Origin of the sequence: Blautia sp. NSJ-140 (assembly GCF_022868965.1) — a bacterium.
In the GTDB taxonomy this organism is placed as follows: domain Bacteria; phylum Bacillota; class Clostridia; order Lachnospirales; family Lachnospiraceae; genus Blautia_A.
Genome location: NZ_JALIFS010000003.1, coordinates 165,948 through 180,378 on the forward strand (window position 1 = coordinate 165,948; position 14,431 = coordinate 180,378).

General features: G+C 38.5%; 15 protein-coding genes. 10 read left to right on the forward strand and 5 right to left on the reverse strand.

The window, feature by feature from the left end; all coding sequences use genetic code 11:
- The first annotated feature begins 19 nt into the window (after positions 1-19).
- The 6 genes from MUB50_RS05115 to MUB50_RS05140 all read left to right on the forward strand — a co-directional run bounded on the left by MUB50_RS05115 (position 20) and on the right by MUB50_RS05140 (position 4,735).
- Entirely contained in the window at positions 20-1,474 is a 1,455-nt protein-coding gene (locus MUB50_RS05115) for an ATP-binding protein (protein ID WP_118624804.1), read from the forward strand.
- Between the two features lie 127 nt (positions 1,475-1,601).
- Positions 1,602-1,802, forward strand: a complete 201-nt coding sequence (locus tag MUB50_RS05120) for a hypothetical protein (RefSeq protein WP_118624802.1) — start codon at positions 1,602-1,604, stop codon at positions 1,800-1,802.
- A gap of 713 nt (positions 1,803-2,515) precedes the next feature.
- Entirely contained in the window at positions 2,516-2,866 is a 351-nt protein-coding gene (locus MUB50_RS05125; protein ID WP_118624800.1) for a hypothetical protein, read from the forward strand.
- Positions 2,863-3,315: a DUF4365 domain-containing protein gene (locus MUB50_RS05130; RefSeq protein ID WP_118624798.1), complete on the forward strand. Its 453-nt coding sequence runs from the start codon at positions 2,863-2,865 to the stop codon at positions 3,313-3,315. Before MUB50_RS05125 ends, MUB50_RS05130 begins: the two co-directional genes overlap by 4 nt.
- Before the next feature lie 618 nt (positions 3,316-3,933).
- A complete protein-coding gene (locus tag MUB50_RS05135) occupies positions 3,934-4,299 on the forward strand; it encodes a hypothetical protein (RefSeq protein WP_118624796.1) in 366 nt (121 codons plus the stop codon).
- Positions 4,300-4,309: 10 nt separating this feature from the next.
- Positions 4,310-4,735 carry a DUF488 domain-containing protein gene (locus tag MUB50_RS05140; protein WP_118624794.1) on the forward strand — a complete coding sequence of 142 codons (426 nt, stop codon included), beginning with the start codon at positions 4,310-4,312 and terminating at the stop codon, positions 4,733-4,735.
- A 115-nt stretch (positions 4,736-4,850) separates the two neighbouring features.
- Here MUB50_RS05140 and MUB50_RS05145 read toward each other — a convergent pair whose 3' ends face one another.
- The 5 genes from MUB50_RS05145 to MUB50_RS05165 all read right to left on the reverse strand — a co-directional run bounded on the left by MUB50_RS05145 (position 4,851) and on the right by MUB50_RS05165 (position 7,376).
- On the reverse strand, positions 4,851-5,063 hold the full coding sequence (locus MUB50_RS05145) for a hypothetical protein (protein ID WP_118624792.1): 213 nt from the start codon (positions 5,061-5,063) through the stop codon (positions 4,851-4,853).
- A 34-nt stretch (positions 5,064-5,097) separates the two neighbouring features.
- Positions 5,098-5,316, reverse strand: coding sequence for a hypothetical protein (locus MUB50_RS05150; RefSeq protein ID WP_118624790.1), 219 nt, complete (start codon positions 5,314-5,316; stop codon positions 5,098-5,100).
- 653 nt (positions 5,317-5,969) lie between these two features.
- A complete protein-coding gene (locus MUB50_RS17150) occupies positions 5,970-6,290 on the reverse strand; it encodes a DUF3307 domain-containing protein (protein WP_244790355.1) in 321 nt (106 codons plus the stop codon).
- A gap of 17 nt (positions 6,291-6,307) precedes the next feature.
- Positions 6,308-6,724 carry a hypothetical protein gene (locus tag MUB50_RS05160; protein ID WP_244790357.1) on the reverse strand — a complete coding sequence of 139 codons (417 nt, stop codon included), beginning with the start codon at positions 6,722-6,724 and terminating at the stop codon, positions 6,308-6,310.
- Positions 6,725-7,139: 415 nt separating this feature from the next.
- Complete coding sequence (locus MUB50_RS05165) at positions 7,140-7,376, reverse strand: hypothetical protein (protein ID WP_118624786.1); 237 nt, start codon at positions 7,374-7,376, stop codon at positions 7,140-7,142.
- Between the two features lie 819 nt (positions 7,377-8,195).
- Between MUB50_RS05165 and MUB50_RS05170 the strand changes: the two genes are divergently transcribed.
- From MUB50_RS05170 to MUB50_RS17025, 4 genes are all read left to right on the forward strand, one after another.
- Complete coding sequence (locus MUB50_RS05170) at positions 8,196-9,020, forward strand: hypothetical protein (protein ID WP_244790359.1); 825 nt, start codon at positions 8,196-8,198, stop codon at positions 9,018-9,020.
- Between the two features lie 834 nt (positions 9,021-9,854).
- Complete coding sequence (locus MUB50_RS05175; protein WP_118624782.1) at positions 9,855-10,829, forward strand: transglutaminase domain-containing protein; 975 nt, start codon at positions 9,855-9,857, stop codon at positions 10,827-10,829.
- 1 nt (position 10,830) lies between these two features.
- Positions 10,831-11,052, forward strand: coding sequence for a hypothetical protein (locus tag MUB50_RS05180; protein ID WP_118624780.1), 222 nt, complete (start codon positions 10,831-10,833; stop codon positions 11,050-11,052).
- A 23-nt stretch (positions 11,053-11,075) separates the two neighbouring features.
- On the forward strand, positions 11,076-14,423 hold the full coding sequence (locus tag MUB50_RS17025; RefSeq protein WP_118624778.1) for an FtsK/SpoIIIE domain-containing protein: 3,348 nt from the start codon (positions 11,076-11,078) through the stop codon (positions 14,421-14,423).
- The last annotated feature ends 8 nt before the right edge of the window (positions 14,424-14,431 follow it).

A 14,431-nucleotide genomic window follows, 5' to 3' on the forward strand; every position in this document is an offset into this window, starting at 1 on the left:
AGCAGGTAAGGGTTGGAATATGAAGGCAATATCAATCTATGCACTTACAAGAAATCAAAATATGGAATGTGTCCAGAAGCTGGAACGCCAGCTTTCCGGCAGAGATTTTTTTCTCAGGATCAAAGAGTGGGAACTGGAAAGTATGAAAGTACTGGTGAAGCAACTGGAACTGCATATGGAAGAAGTATATAAGCTCCGGCTTTTTTATTCGTTCCAGATCCCGAAGCTTGGAAAGGAGTTTGATCTCCTTCAGATCAAGGATGATCAGATCGTAAATATTGAACTGAAAAGTGGCAGTGTATCGGATGAGGCTATTCGAAGACAGCTGATCCAGAACCGGTATTATCTGTCTGTTTTTGGGAAACCGATCCTATCCTATACCTATATCAGCAGTGAAGATCGTCTGGTGAGACTGACCAATCACGATCACATTGTGGAGGGGGACTGGAAACAGCTATGTATTGCATTGGGGAAAGAAAGCCCGGACTATGAGGGAGATATCGAGGATCTGTTTCAGGCAGAGCTTTATCTGATCTCTCCGCTGACAGAACCGGAGCGTTTTCTCAAAAAAGAGTATTTCCTTACTTCCCAGCAGAGAGATATTGAACGGCAGATTCTGAAGAGAATACGTGGAGAAAGAGGAGGATATTTCTGGTTCAGCGGACTTCCAGGAACCGGAAAAACATTGTTGCTTTATGATATTGCGATGAAGTTGTCCGTGCGCCAGAGAGTCTGTATCATTCACTGTGGAGAGGCGGGAAAAGAATGGAAGATTCTTCATGAACGTCTACGGCGGATAGATTTTCTGGCAGATACTCAGCTGGACGGAACGACGGATCTTGGCTGTTACAGCAGCATTCTGGTAGATGAAGCACATCTTCTTTCCCCGGAAAAATTGTCTGTTCTGCTTACCTGGAGTGAGCGCCGGCCTGTGATCTTTTCCAGTGATTCCGAAGATGTGATATCACCGGAGGAGTTGGATCGAAGTATTGTGGAGGGACTGGGAAAGCTGCCGGGAATTCAGAAATTCCATCTGACAAACCGGATCCGTACCAATGCGGAACTGTCTTCTTTTATTCAGAACATGGTACATCTGCCGGAAAAAAGAAGCTCCAGATGGTATCCGCATATTGTGGTGATGTATGCCAACAATAACAGTGAGGCGGAAAAGCTTCTGCATGATCTTGTGAAACAGGGATTTAAGGAGCGGACAGAAGAGGCTTCCGGGCAGCCTGGTGTCCAGGCGGTGAGACCTGAGGAGAAGATTGTCGTATTGCTGGATGAACAATATTATTATGATGAAAACGGATATCTCAGATCCAGGTGTTCTTCGGGAGAATATTCTAATGTACGAAGTCTTTTTCACCTTCTGAACCAGGCAAAAGAGAGCCTTGCCCTGGTGGTGAAGGAGAATATGGCAGTATATGAAGTGCTGCTTGAGATCCTGCAGATGAAGAAAAAGCATATACGTTGAATTTTCGTGACTGTAAACTAACTGACTCTCCCTTGAAATCCCCCACCATTCCGTATATAATGGGAACGTTGTGGGGGATTTTCCCTGCTTGGCATTATGTTAAACAATAACTTCTGAAAGGAATATTATGAGAACTCTAGCTTTAAGCGATGAAATTTTAATGAAGGTTGACAAAGCTGCCCGCTATATCGGCGGTGAAGTCAACTCCGTAATGAAAGATAAAAATGCGGTAGATATCCGTTTCGCAATGTGCTTCCCGGATGTCTATGAAATCCTTTTTCTATTCGATGCCAAAACACAATATATAGTGTCTGGGAATGTTATTTGATAACAATATTTTGATGCCGATAAGTGTTGCTTGATACCAAATGACATTAAATGATACGATGACAAGTACCCATTTTTGACCATATTTTCTCATGATTTTTTACCCCATTTTTTACACTTTATGCCCCTTTCATTTACAAATCTTATTTCTCTAATACAAAAGACAAATATGTTATGACCAATCTTTTATTCTGTACTTAAATAGAATTTATGATGTCAAAAAATAACATACTAAACTCCAAATGCAGCAGATAACCTCTGCCAGAAGATTTTCTTACAGTTCTACTATGTAAGATATTTTTGGCAGAGGTTATTTTTTGTAAAAACATTTGCAATATTAATAAGGTCTTATTTTGGCTTATACTTATTGACTATACCTTCGCTGTTTTCAGCATTGGGGGATGCTGTCATTTCTTTAAGGGTATTTACCAAACTATCTGCTTCATCAAGTCTTAGTCTATAATCCCTTTCCAAGTTTGCTAATCTATTTATAATTTGATGAATTTCATTCTTGTCAAGAACAACACCTGAATTGCAGGAAGAAAATATTGTAGAAAACCGATTTAGCAGAATAACAGATCTAATGTTTGCAGACAGCAGCAGAGAATTGTTGAAAAACGAATTGTAAAAAGATTTGCATAAGAAAATAAATAGTATTTGGCAGAAGAGTTGTTTGTTATTAATCCGATATGGAAAATAGAAGAAACTACCTGGATGGATATCTGCTATGCCCGTCTGACGGGAAAAGATGTCAGTTCGCTGGAATCTTTGTCCTACCGGGAAATCCAGGACAAAGAAAATGATTTTTTATTCCAGGCGGAAGGGCTGGTTCAGAAACAGTTGGAAATGGCTCAGCATAATGATTATCTGGATAAAAGGGATTTTGTGTCTTTTTCTTACAAAGGTCATACCATTTACGATCCATGGATCCGGGAAGATATGCAGGGCGAGCCGTTTGCCTGGAGCCTGCATGAAGATCTAAAAGCAGGTGTAAATCCATTTGAATATTATGGAAAGAAACTTGTTGCAAGATTTATAGTTGAAATTGTGGAGAAAAACCAATGAATACAGATTGGGAAAAATTATCTCCGCTACAGCTCGGACAATTCGGGGAATACTATGCAAAGATGGAATTTGCTTCTTATGGATACGAAGTATATACCTCAGAAGTGGATGACCATGGCGTGGATTTTATTGCAAAGAAAAAGGATACCGGAATTTTTTATGAAGTACAGGTAAAATCCCAGTATAAGGGCAAATATCTATTCGTAAAAAAAGATAAGTTGGTTATGGACGACCATCATCTGGTCTGCTTTCTTCATTTCTTTCAGAACCAGCTGCCTGTTGTATATATTATCCCTGCGACGGCCTGGAGCCATCCAAATGCGGCACTCGTGGACCGGACATATGGTAAGCCGGGACAAACGAGCAAACCAGAATGGGGCATCAGTCTGGCAAAGAAAAACCTTCCTTTGATTGAAAAGTATAAGGCAGAAAAATTTCTTCAGAAATAAGAAAATGGGAAAAGCCAGGGCATATCACATTACGCTCTGGCTCTTGTTTTCATAAGCTGTTAATATATTCCAATAATTTGATTGTTTCTTCGGGGGTCAGATGGTATTCTGGTTCCATACACAATTGTAACAGAATGCTTTGGTCAAAGAAATCTTTGATTTTTAAAATAACAGAATCTAACATAATGAGTTTTCCTCCTTCCGTAACATCCATTGTATCAGTTTTGCACATATCTCACAATGAACAACATCGCCCATAATTATAATTCCATAATTATAATACAAAACAGATACTATTTTTCTGGAAAATCAAAAAATCAGATTGACTTTTTCAAGGATGCTGTTAGAATAGCAGTATAAACATTTGCAACTAAATACGCATTAGGATTCGGATAATTCTTCAAGGGCTTAGTGCGTCATATTGAGAAACTGTACTGAGCTTGATGAATGAATATGGGCTCAGTTTTTTATTTCTTAAAAGCCCTGTAATCCATCCTAATGCGGAGTTGGAACTGCGTATAGTTTTCCAACAGAGACATGCTGCTTCTGACAACAGCAGGGGATGGTAACCGACAGCCGGAAACTAAAAATCGTAGAATTCCATGGAGGTAAATGTTTATGAAGAAATTAGAATTTGCAAATATCGTATGTGAGGTATCGGTTACTGAAAACTATAAAATGTTCTCAGAAGTAACGTGTGAATACGAAAAAGATACAGTTGCTTATGCAGTGGAGCGTTTCTTCTGCCGCAGCAGCCGTTTCCGTCGGGAATGCACTCTGGAGAGCTGGCAGATCCGTACGACAAAGGGAAGAGAAAGAATACATAAGTTTTCTTACCTGATTCCATCCGTTCTTCTGGAACTTCCAGGCAACTGGACTAGACTGGCAGGAGAGATTAATGCAGCAGGTGTAAAAGTATGGAAAGTGGAACTGCTTCTGGAGCATCCTTGTTTTCAGAAAGCAATGCCGAGAAAGGTAGGCTGAAGAGAAAATTATGATTTATATTGATCAGATTCCGAACATCTGCACATCAGACTATGATGAGGTTTGGTGGATTGTCCGTTCTCCGGATAGTTCACCAAAAGAAGAAAAACTGGTCCAATCCCTGGCTCCGTCCAGTGAACTCTTCCTGAGATATCGGAAGGCTTTCCATGCTGGACAGTTTGGTCCGGAATTTTTCCAGAAAGAATATGTTCCGCAATTCATTTCAGAACTATCGAAAAATGAAAATGCGAAAGCTAATCTGGATTATCTGTGCAGAGAAGGCAGCAGAAGAAAGATTGTCCTTGGATGTTATTGCGAAGAAGAGGCGCTTTGCCATAGAAGCATCATTGCAGGGATCTTGCTTGGAATGGGAGCAGAGATTGATACCAGTACAGAATACAGGAAATATTATGAAATGTTCCGCCGTTGCATCTGACATGGCAAAAGTGCAGGAAAAAGGCACCTCCAGAACAGAGGTGCCTACAATTTGCCATTTTGTTTGATATCTTGTACAGCTTAGATCTGCTGAGATTGGACTTGCCTTAAATAAATTACAGCCTGTCCAAATAGTACATGCTGATAATGCGTTCTACGTTGTCATCATAACCGTATTTGCTCCGCATGTAATCAATCAGTTCCTCTGCCTTACGTTCCCATTTTTCTCTTTCAGCACTTGTACGGGCATCGGAATGTTTACGCAGAATCTTATCTGCCTTTTCATTGAATTTGTACCAGTCATCTGAACTTGTTTCTAATCTTGCCATTTTTTGATCCTCCTATAATATGTTTTTATATGTATCAGCGAAGACGGTCGAGGTAATTATCATTGATAATCATCTGAACCTGTTTGTCGCCAAGACCATATTCTGCTCGCATTTCTCTTGCCAGGGCCTCTCCTTTTTCTGCCCATTTGTCTCTTTCGTCATAAGTCGTCGCATCCGCACATTTGCGGTGGATATAATCCGCTTCTTCTTTCAGTCTGTAATCTTCATCTGACCCACTTCTCAAAAAACTCATAGAAAATTCCTCCTTAATGTTTTTTTAATTTTCTGGATGGAACCAGAATGTTATTGGATTTTTTCTTGCCCATTATCTTAGCTATCTGCTACACCTCCGCTCTTATTTTCTTCCCCGTCTGATACAGAGAGGGTGGGAGATGAGAGGTCTGCGCCATCCAAAAGTTTTGCTTTTAACAAATGCACTTTTCTTATAAAAATCGTCCATATTTCTAAAAATATTGCATATTAGTGATGCAATCGCTTTAGGAAGGAGGATGGTTTGTAGAAAAGCAAGAAATCCCCTGCCTCTAAATGAAGCGTAGGCAATGGGATGAATTTTAAAAGAAACTTAACGGCAGCGGTGGGCGGAGAGAAATCGGTATCCCCCCGTTGACATGAGGTTAACCACAGTCGGGATCATCCCGGCGTGTCAGACTCCGTAAATACCGACTGCGAGTTGAAACAACATAGCAGTTTTCATTCCATATGGATGGACGATGCCCAGATGTGGAAGGTTCTGAAACCAGGAATCGGAATCTTCAGGGAACAGATCAGAAGATTCCTTAAAACTGTTTTTCTGGCTTTTGTCTGTATAGGTTATTGTTTTTCGCCTCCTTTCTTGTTGTTGGTATTATCATAAAACAACTTTCTTTAAAATGCGATGTCAGTATATTACGAAAGGGGGATTGACACCATACAATATGAAATCGGCAGCAGATATATGGTTAAAACCATATAGTGCAGGGTCTGATCCATGATAACACTAATTCGGTCGTACCTGGCTTTTAGGGTATCAATTAAGAAATGAGAGAGAAATACCAGCAGTATCCTCTGATCCAAACCGAAACAGAGATAAAATGGAAAACAATACAAACTGCAATGAACGAACATATGATATGAATTTTTTCCTTTTGTTTCTGCTATGTATGGTGTCTGTAGGAAGTAATCCCCAAGCAGATGGCAGAAGAAAAGCTGTATGGTTTTCTCCAGCAAAAATTTCGCTTCCTTTGTTAATCGAAGTTTATATCAGGATTTAACTCTGCCGGACTTTGCCATTCAATTCCAAACTGTTCTTTCAGAATCTTCTTTTTGGTTCCCCAATACAGATGGCAGAAACCAAAACGCTCTTTTTCATTTTCTCCAATCTGCTTTCGGATCAAACGTTCCAATTCCAGCTCTATTTTTAAATATTCGTCTGTATATTCGATAGGATCTTCTTTATGATCTTTTGGCGTATCCCAAAAAGAATATCCATACTTCAAACGGAATTCCATATCTTTGAGCTCTTTCCAAAATGCCAGTTTTTTATCTTCGACCAACTCGTCCGTGAATTGTAAGCTGGCATCTGGCAGCTTTTTGCATAGAATTTCTTCCAGAACACTGTTACTTTTCAAATCAGAATCAATGGCAACCAGAAAATGCTCCATAATCTGGGTCAGTTTCTCCTTTGTGATTTCACCATTTTTATACTCATCAACCAGAGCAAGAAAGAATGATTCTGCAAACTTTGCCGGAAAAGTACCTTCCGGATTCTTCCAGAATATATTCTGGATTTTGAGAGAATCTGAATCAATTGAAAGTTTGTCCAGCACCTCCCGTACTAAAGCTGTATAAATTCTATTATCCAAGATCCAGATAACATCTCCGGGTTCCAGATCTCCATTGTATTTACAAAGATATTTTTTGGTGTGCCCATGTTTGTCCTTTCCAAAAATTACGTAACAATACATAAAAATAATCCTCGTCTTTCTATTATTTTTTACTATACATGCATATATGCATCAGAAGAATATTACCCTGCTTCATAGGCAGACATTCAGAATCCATTTTCATGTCTGATATCTACCTTTCTATATACCACATCAGTTCCTGCTTATCAAACACAATGACAGCCTCAAAGAACTCCCACTCATCATCGTCATCAAATCTACAGATGTAGCGGATGGTGTTTCCTTTCTGCTCTTCCTGAAGTACTGAAAGATCCAGTGTCTTTCCTCTATAGTGGCAATGGTAAGGTTTTACACGACCGTCTGGGTGAAACCAAACAGAGACTGGGATTGGTTCTAATGTTTTATTCATAATCATGTCCTCCTAAAAATATTTCTTGACATAATCCTAACAAATATAATGACTTTTTTATAGCCTACTTTTCGTAATCATCTGACACCAGGACTGTTGCAAATAATCTTAAAAGAGGATATCCGCTTTATGCAGAAAAACGTGAATTTAACGGGACACCGGGGAAACAGAGAAATTGCGGCATGTACCGTATAAGCCTACGCCATGGACGGAAGAGAGAAGGCTCCGTCTGAAAGCTGTGTAAGAACCTTTCAAAAGAAAGGCACTGGTAGACGAAACAGAAAGGTGGAAAGAAAGCCTGGTTCCCTATCAGAAACCAGTAACAGTCGTGAGTCTTTCAATGCTGGCCACTACAAACTATTGGAAATGAACTTTCACTGTATGTTTTTTTGAAAAATTTGTACTATTTAAGCCTGTGACACAAATAAAGTGTTTCAGCTTTTTTACTTCCTTTTGACCCAAATAACATATTAAGATCATCAATATTTAAAAGAGTTTAAAATGCGAAGAAAAACGGTTCTTTTTCTGTGCCTGTTAACCTCTATGGCAGGTATTTTATCTGGATGTGGAGGGAACAAAACAGGCGAAACAAATGTAACACTGGAAACTTTGGCTGAAGACCCATCTGGTTCCCCAACCATTACTTCCGATGCTGGAACCATACAGTTTAAGGGCACAACATCCAAAGATGAAGTGTATGATTTTGGATACAAAGCATCTGATTATATATCCCTGGGAGATTACAGTAACATTAAAGTTGAACAGACTCCGTCTGAAGAAGTGACAGATGATGAAATACAGTCCAGGATTTCGGATCTGATGAAAAAAAAGGAAATATGGATTGATAAAACAGAAGGTAGCATAAACCGATATGATCTTGTGAATCTGGATATTATCTGCACCGTCGATGGGAAAGAGTATACCCCAGGTAGCAAAAAGGATATGAATCTAAATGTTGGGGCAGGAAATTATTTTTCAGAATTTGAAGAAAAATTGATTGGGAAACAGCTCGGGGATACCATTACATTTGAACTTGCTCTTCCAGATAATGATACGTTTACACAACAGGCTGGGAAAAAGGGGGTTTTTACCGTATACCTGAAAGCTGTTCGGACACAACCACAGCTTACTGATGAAATTGCAGTAAAGCTGTCTGATCAAAAGTATCAGTCTGTTAAAGAATACCAGCAGTATATAAAAGAAATGCTGGAGGCAGAAAAAGAAGAGCAGCATAACTATAATGTCTTTATGGAAGTTATGACGCAAATTGCTGATTCTATAGACATAAAAGAAATTCCAGAAGAAGAGTCAGAGAATGATCTGACCTATGAAAAGATCCAGCAAGAAGCAGACGCAAAGGGAATTGCACCTGCAGAACTTGCTCAGGAATATGAAGTGGCTGGCAAAAAAATATCCATGGATAGCACGGAAGAACATTCTATGGATCTTCTGATTCTTTATATTGCAGATCAGAATGGCATTACTGTTACCGGTGGTGATATTGCAGAGTACAAATCCAGTCTTCTGGAAAGAGGTACTTATTCGGAAGAAGAACTTGATAAAACACTGAGTGAACGAAAGCTGGCGCATCTGGCATTAAATAGAAAGGTTTTGGCATTTGTCGCAGAATGTGCTGAAAATTAATTTTTATAAAAATGGGCTGATTGTAATACAAAATAACATATTAGAAATAAAAGCAAGCTTTTCACAAATGAACTTTTCTTATAAAAATCGTCCGTATTTCTAAAAGTATTGCATATTAATAATGCAATCGCTTTAGAAATACGGACGATTTGTAGAAAAGCAAGAAATCCCCTGCCTCTAAACGAAGCGTAGGCAGTGGGATGAATTGTAAAAGAAACTTAACGGCAGCGGTGGGCGGAGAGAAATCGGTATCCCCGCTGACATGAGGCTAACCACAGTCGGGATCATCCCGGCTTGTCAGACTCCGTAAATACCGACTGTGAGTTGAAACAATTAAGCAAGAAGAATTGAAAAAGAAATATAAGTTGATATTTGTTGTTACATCACTGAGCCCTTCGGGGCTCTTTTTATTACCAGAACGAAATCCCAGTGCGAATGTTGCCAGCTTCAGCCGTGCAGAGGACGTCAATCTGCAACTATCTTTCAGACATAGTACAAGATGAATTCGCCACATGAATATAAGATTCTAATGTATTTTATCTTTTGATTTTATATAGATGTCGAAAAATGTCTGTTTTTGTCGAATTTTAAGCATATTTACCAATTTTTTATATTGTTTCATAATAACATATGGTAATATATGCCATAAAATGGTATAATATATGATGCGTTTAATAGAAACTTATTAGCTTTTTTAAGACGTATCAGGTGTCAGTCTGTTACGAAAACCTCAATTGCCAATAGGTTGCTTTCATGAGATAATCTATATGAATTAAAAGTAACTTATCTTCATAAAAAATTGAAGATATCATTTATTTGAGAAATGAGACAAATATGGACAACAGATATTATTATTCCATCTGCAATGAATTAGAGAAAGATATATATACCTGCATTTTAGAAGGATTACTGGATTATCAGGATATTATCTACATAAATAGCCATTATCCAATTACCTCTGCAATGGTTGGCACTATATTTAAGATGGTACTATATGACAATCCAAAAATCTTTTACACAAGCACACAGGGTTGCATGCTTGAACAGACTGGTGCATCTGTAAGGATACGTCCAAAATATTTTTTCTCAGCGCATTCTACTGTTGAATTACTGGAATGGTTAGATGAACGTATTACAGAAATATGTACTCCAATACTTCATGTAGAGGATCAGTTTTCAAAGGAAATCTTCATCCATAATTATCTTATCCAGAATGTAAACTACAGTGCATCTGTTGTTTCCCAGCCTGTGAATGCTTACACTGTAGTCGGAACCCTTCTGGAAAACAACAGTGTATGTGCTGGCGTTGCATTAAGCTTCAAGCTTCTTATGGATTATCTTGGGGTACCATGTATTGTAGCGACAGGAATTACAACGAATGAATCCGGTAACTCAGAACATCATGCCTGGAATCTAGTATCCATTGATCATTCTTATTATCAGGTTGACGCCACGTGGGATTTGCTAAATGGACAGGATAGCCGGATTATTAAATATGATTATTTTAATCTGACTTCCAGTGAAATGTATCAGAGCCGGATTCCTGATCATGAATATCCACCGTGTACCAGCCACCGTTACAATTATTTTTCATATACAGAATCCATTGTGCATTCACCTGGTGAATTAGTTTCTTATGTTATAAAACAGATTCATCTAGGTGAAAACAGGATTTATTTTAAATATACCTTTGATTCATCCACAATGAAGGATAATCTAAAATATTATTTGAAAAAAGTGCCATTTCTTGGTGCTTACCGTTACTGGATTAATGAAACTACTCGAACTGTATTCATTATGAGGATATAAAATGGAAGATTTAGAAAACATCCGGTTAAACATTAACAGCAGTATAGTAAAACTGAAAAGAGAATGGAATTCTGTCCGGGAAACATGGAAGGATTCCAAGGCGAAAGAATATGAAAAAAAATATCTTACTCCTGTCGTAATAAAGCAGTCCAGTATTTCACATGATATTGAAACACTTGGAAAAGTAGCTGATAAATTAAAACGGCTTGGAGTTGACATTTAATTTAATGTCAGGAGGGTTATATTGTGATAAAAATCCACCCAGAAGTAGTAAACATATGTGAAGCTTTACAAACAATGGTTTCGCAGTATATACGAGACTTTTCGGAAATCGAAAACTGGTTTGAAATCCAGGATGATAAACTGCTAAAGCTCAACCAGGACGAAATAAACAAGTGGCTCAGGGAGGCTAACCTCTATAAGTCAGAGCTGAAGACACAAAGAGATCATTTCCTGCATCTTGGGGAAGAACAGCTTGCAGCTATGAAATCTAACGAATCTATTTATTCTTTAAATGACAGAAGCTACTCAAAAAGAAAAAACGCAGGGAAGCTTGTTTTAGCGGATTCTTATGAATACCCATATGAAAACAACAACAATCCTCTAGACCAGCTGGACTATATTAATGAACGACTGCAGGAGCTGATTGCCATTTATTCTAATAAAAATCCGCCGCATATATTCCGGGAGTTCATGTCACGGAAAGGAACAAAAAGGCATCAGGCATATGCTGAGATGGAGTTTCTGATGGATAGGGCAGAGGTGTTAGTAGGGTTGCTGGATAAATCAGCACGATCTGTTGGACGGATTCATGAAGATATCGATACAAATGCAGAAAACAAGATTTCTGAAATTAAAGACTCTTATAATGCGGATGCCAAACAGCTTGATTTGGAATATGTAGAACGGGTTAAAGCTGCACGGCAGCAGTTTGAACAGTCACTTCAGACTGCGTTGCCAGTAGAAGATCTCTTGGATCTGGATAACCGTGCAGAGAAATGTTCCCTTGCTGAGGGGGCCTATAAAACAGTTGCTTCTATGCCAGAAGATATCTGCGTAGGTTCTTTTGAGTTTGAGATAAATGTTACAAAGGAGCATGAATACATAACCGATGTCCTTGCCTCATTATACGGATCCTATATCCAAAACGGGACAATTCTTGTACTGCCTCTTCTGTTAAAAGCAGAGACAACACATTTACTGTTTATCAACAATAAAGATGCAGAGGGTGTGGCTGTTGAATCAGTAAAAGGCTTTATCTGCCATTATCTGCTTAATATGCCAGTATCCAGTGTAAACTGCTTTTTTATTGATGGCTACCATTCCGGAGCAAATTTTAAAATATTTTCACCATTAAATAATGTAGACAGTAGCATTGTCCGGAACGAAGTAGCAACTTCTTCCCAAAGCATCAACAAATTGCTTGACATTATTTTGAAATCAAATGAAGCTCTTGTGCAGAAAAAATTAAATGGTTATGATACCTTGTTTGATTTTAACCACGCATCAGGAAGCATTTATGAGCGTTATTCATTGCTTGTGATTGATAACTTTCCTAAAGGGTTTAACGATGAAGCTCTCGAAAAGTTAGAAAGAATTCTGATTCAAAGTGAACAGTGCGGGGTAAGCATTATAATAAATTATAATGAAAATCTTTTCTCAGATGAATATGGTGACGTAACCAAAAAAATCAATTTGCTGCGGCAACGTATGTGCTGTCAGTTTCACGCATCAGATCTGCTTTTTCCGGAAGAAGATGTCCCATATACATTCCGTTTAAACAAGACGCCTTCTAACTGGAACAGCTTATTAAAAACTTATGCTGAAGAAGTTGTAAGTAATAGTACAAAGTCTGAACCGCTCAGTAAGCTTCTGACAGACGATGCAGAGATGTTTTCCAGAAACTCCTGCAACAGTCTGGTTATTCCATTTGGTATGGGCGGCCCAGGCAAAGTGCAGAACCTGATTTTTGGAAAAGGGGTTTCCCACAGTGGCATTCTAATAGGTACCACAGGATCTGGAAAATCCACACTTTTACATTCCATTATCCTGAGTGCCATTGCACACTATGGACCTGACGAATTATCTTTATACCTTCTGGATTTTAAGGAGGGTGTAGAATTTTCATTATATGCGAATAACCAAGTTCCACAGGTCAAATTTGTTTCCATTGAAAGCCAACAGGAACTCGGATTAAGCATTCTTGGCAAGTTATGTGAAGAAATAACTGAGAGAAGTAAAGCGTTCGGGGAAGCAAAAGTAAAGGATATCGAATCCTATCGCAGGATAACTGGAAAGCCCCTGCCAAGAGTGTTAGTAATCATTGATGAATTTCAGGTTTTATTCGATATTAATACAAACTATAAGGTCGCCGAAGAATGTGCCAACTATATGAATAAATTAATCAAACAGGGACGTTCTTTTGGTATCAATGTCTTAATTGCGTCACAGGGCATTGCGCGTCTCCATGATATTTCCCTGGACGCTGGGCTGTTTGCCCAGATGACGGTGCGTATTGTGTTGAAATGCGATGACGATGATGCTGAATTTATGTTAAAAAAGAATTCAAAAATCACTAATACTTTTGGCTCAACACAAGGAGCTGGCGCATATATTGCAGATGATTCCTGTGATCCGGAAAAGTTTGTAACTGCATTTATGCCAGACTCAGACAGAGTAGAATTCCTGCAAAGCGTTGGAAAATATTATGCTGATCAGGGAATTCTCCCAGAAATTGTTGTATATGATGGTTCAAAAAGTGTTTATTTTAATGAACTCCTTAGTTCAACCGATAAACTCGAAGGAATTGTGGGATATGATGAAGACTACACGCTTGTTCTGGGTGAATCAATGGGAGATGTAAAACCTGCAGTTATGAAATTTAATGCGGTAAATAAGAATCATTTGCTTCTTATTACAAATGATCAGGAAAAATCCAGAAAACTGTTTCTGAATTATATTCAATGTCTGCTGATTGCTAAAAGCAGAGATTCTGAGTTCAGCACAGTTTCTCCATTCATTTTCCTTTGCGATCAAAAAATTCAGACCAGAAAAGCAGATAAAAATGATTTACTTTTAGAATTGAGTAACGGCATGGAAGATATCTTCTATACCAAAAACAGCAAGGGAATTTCAGAAGCACTGAATACCTTATATGAAGAATTTCAACAAAGGGAAGAAGATTCCGATGATATCAATCAACCATTATTTTTGTTTCTTTTTGGTCTACAGAATATGGATAGGATATTGGAAACATTTGATGGAGAAACGGACTTTGATATGGAAGATCCATTTGCACTAGACGATAACGATAATTGTGACAGCAAAAAATCGCCAGGCCAGATATTCCGGATACTGCTTCAGAAAGGCGCACAGCGAAATATTTTTATTGTGGCCTGGATGGACAGTGCCCAAAGTGTCAAAAAACTGGAATTTGGTGACATCGAATATTTTGGAAATAAGGTACTCGGAAAAATGAGCTCTGCCGAATCAGATGTATTAATTGACTCCTCTATCGCAGGAAAACTCAACGAAACCCAGCTCGTTTACAGCAACCTGAATTCTGAAATACAAAAATTGAAGATATACCAGTAATAACTGGA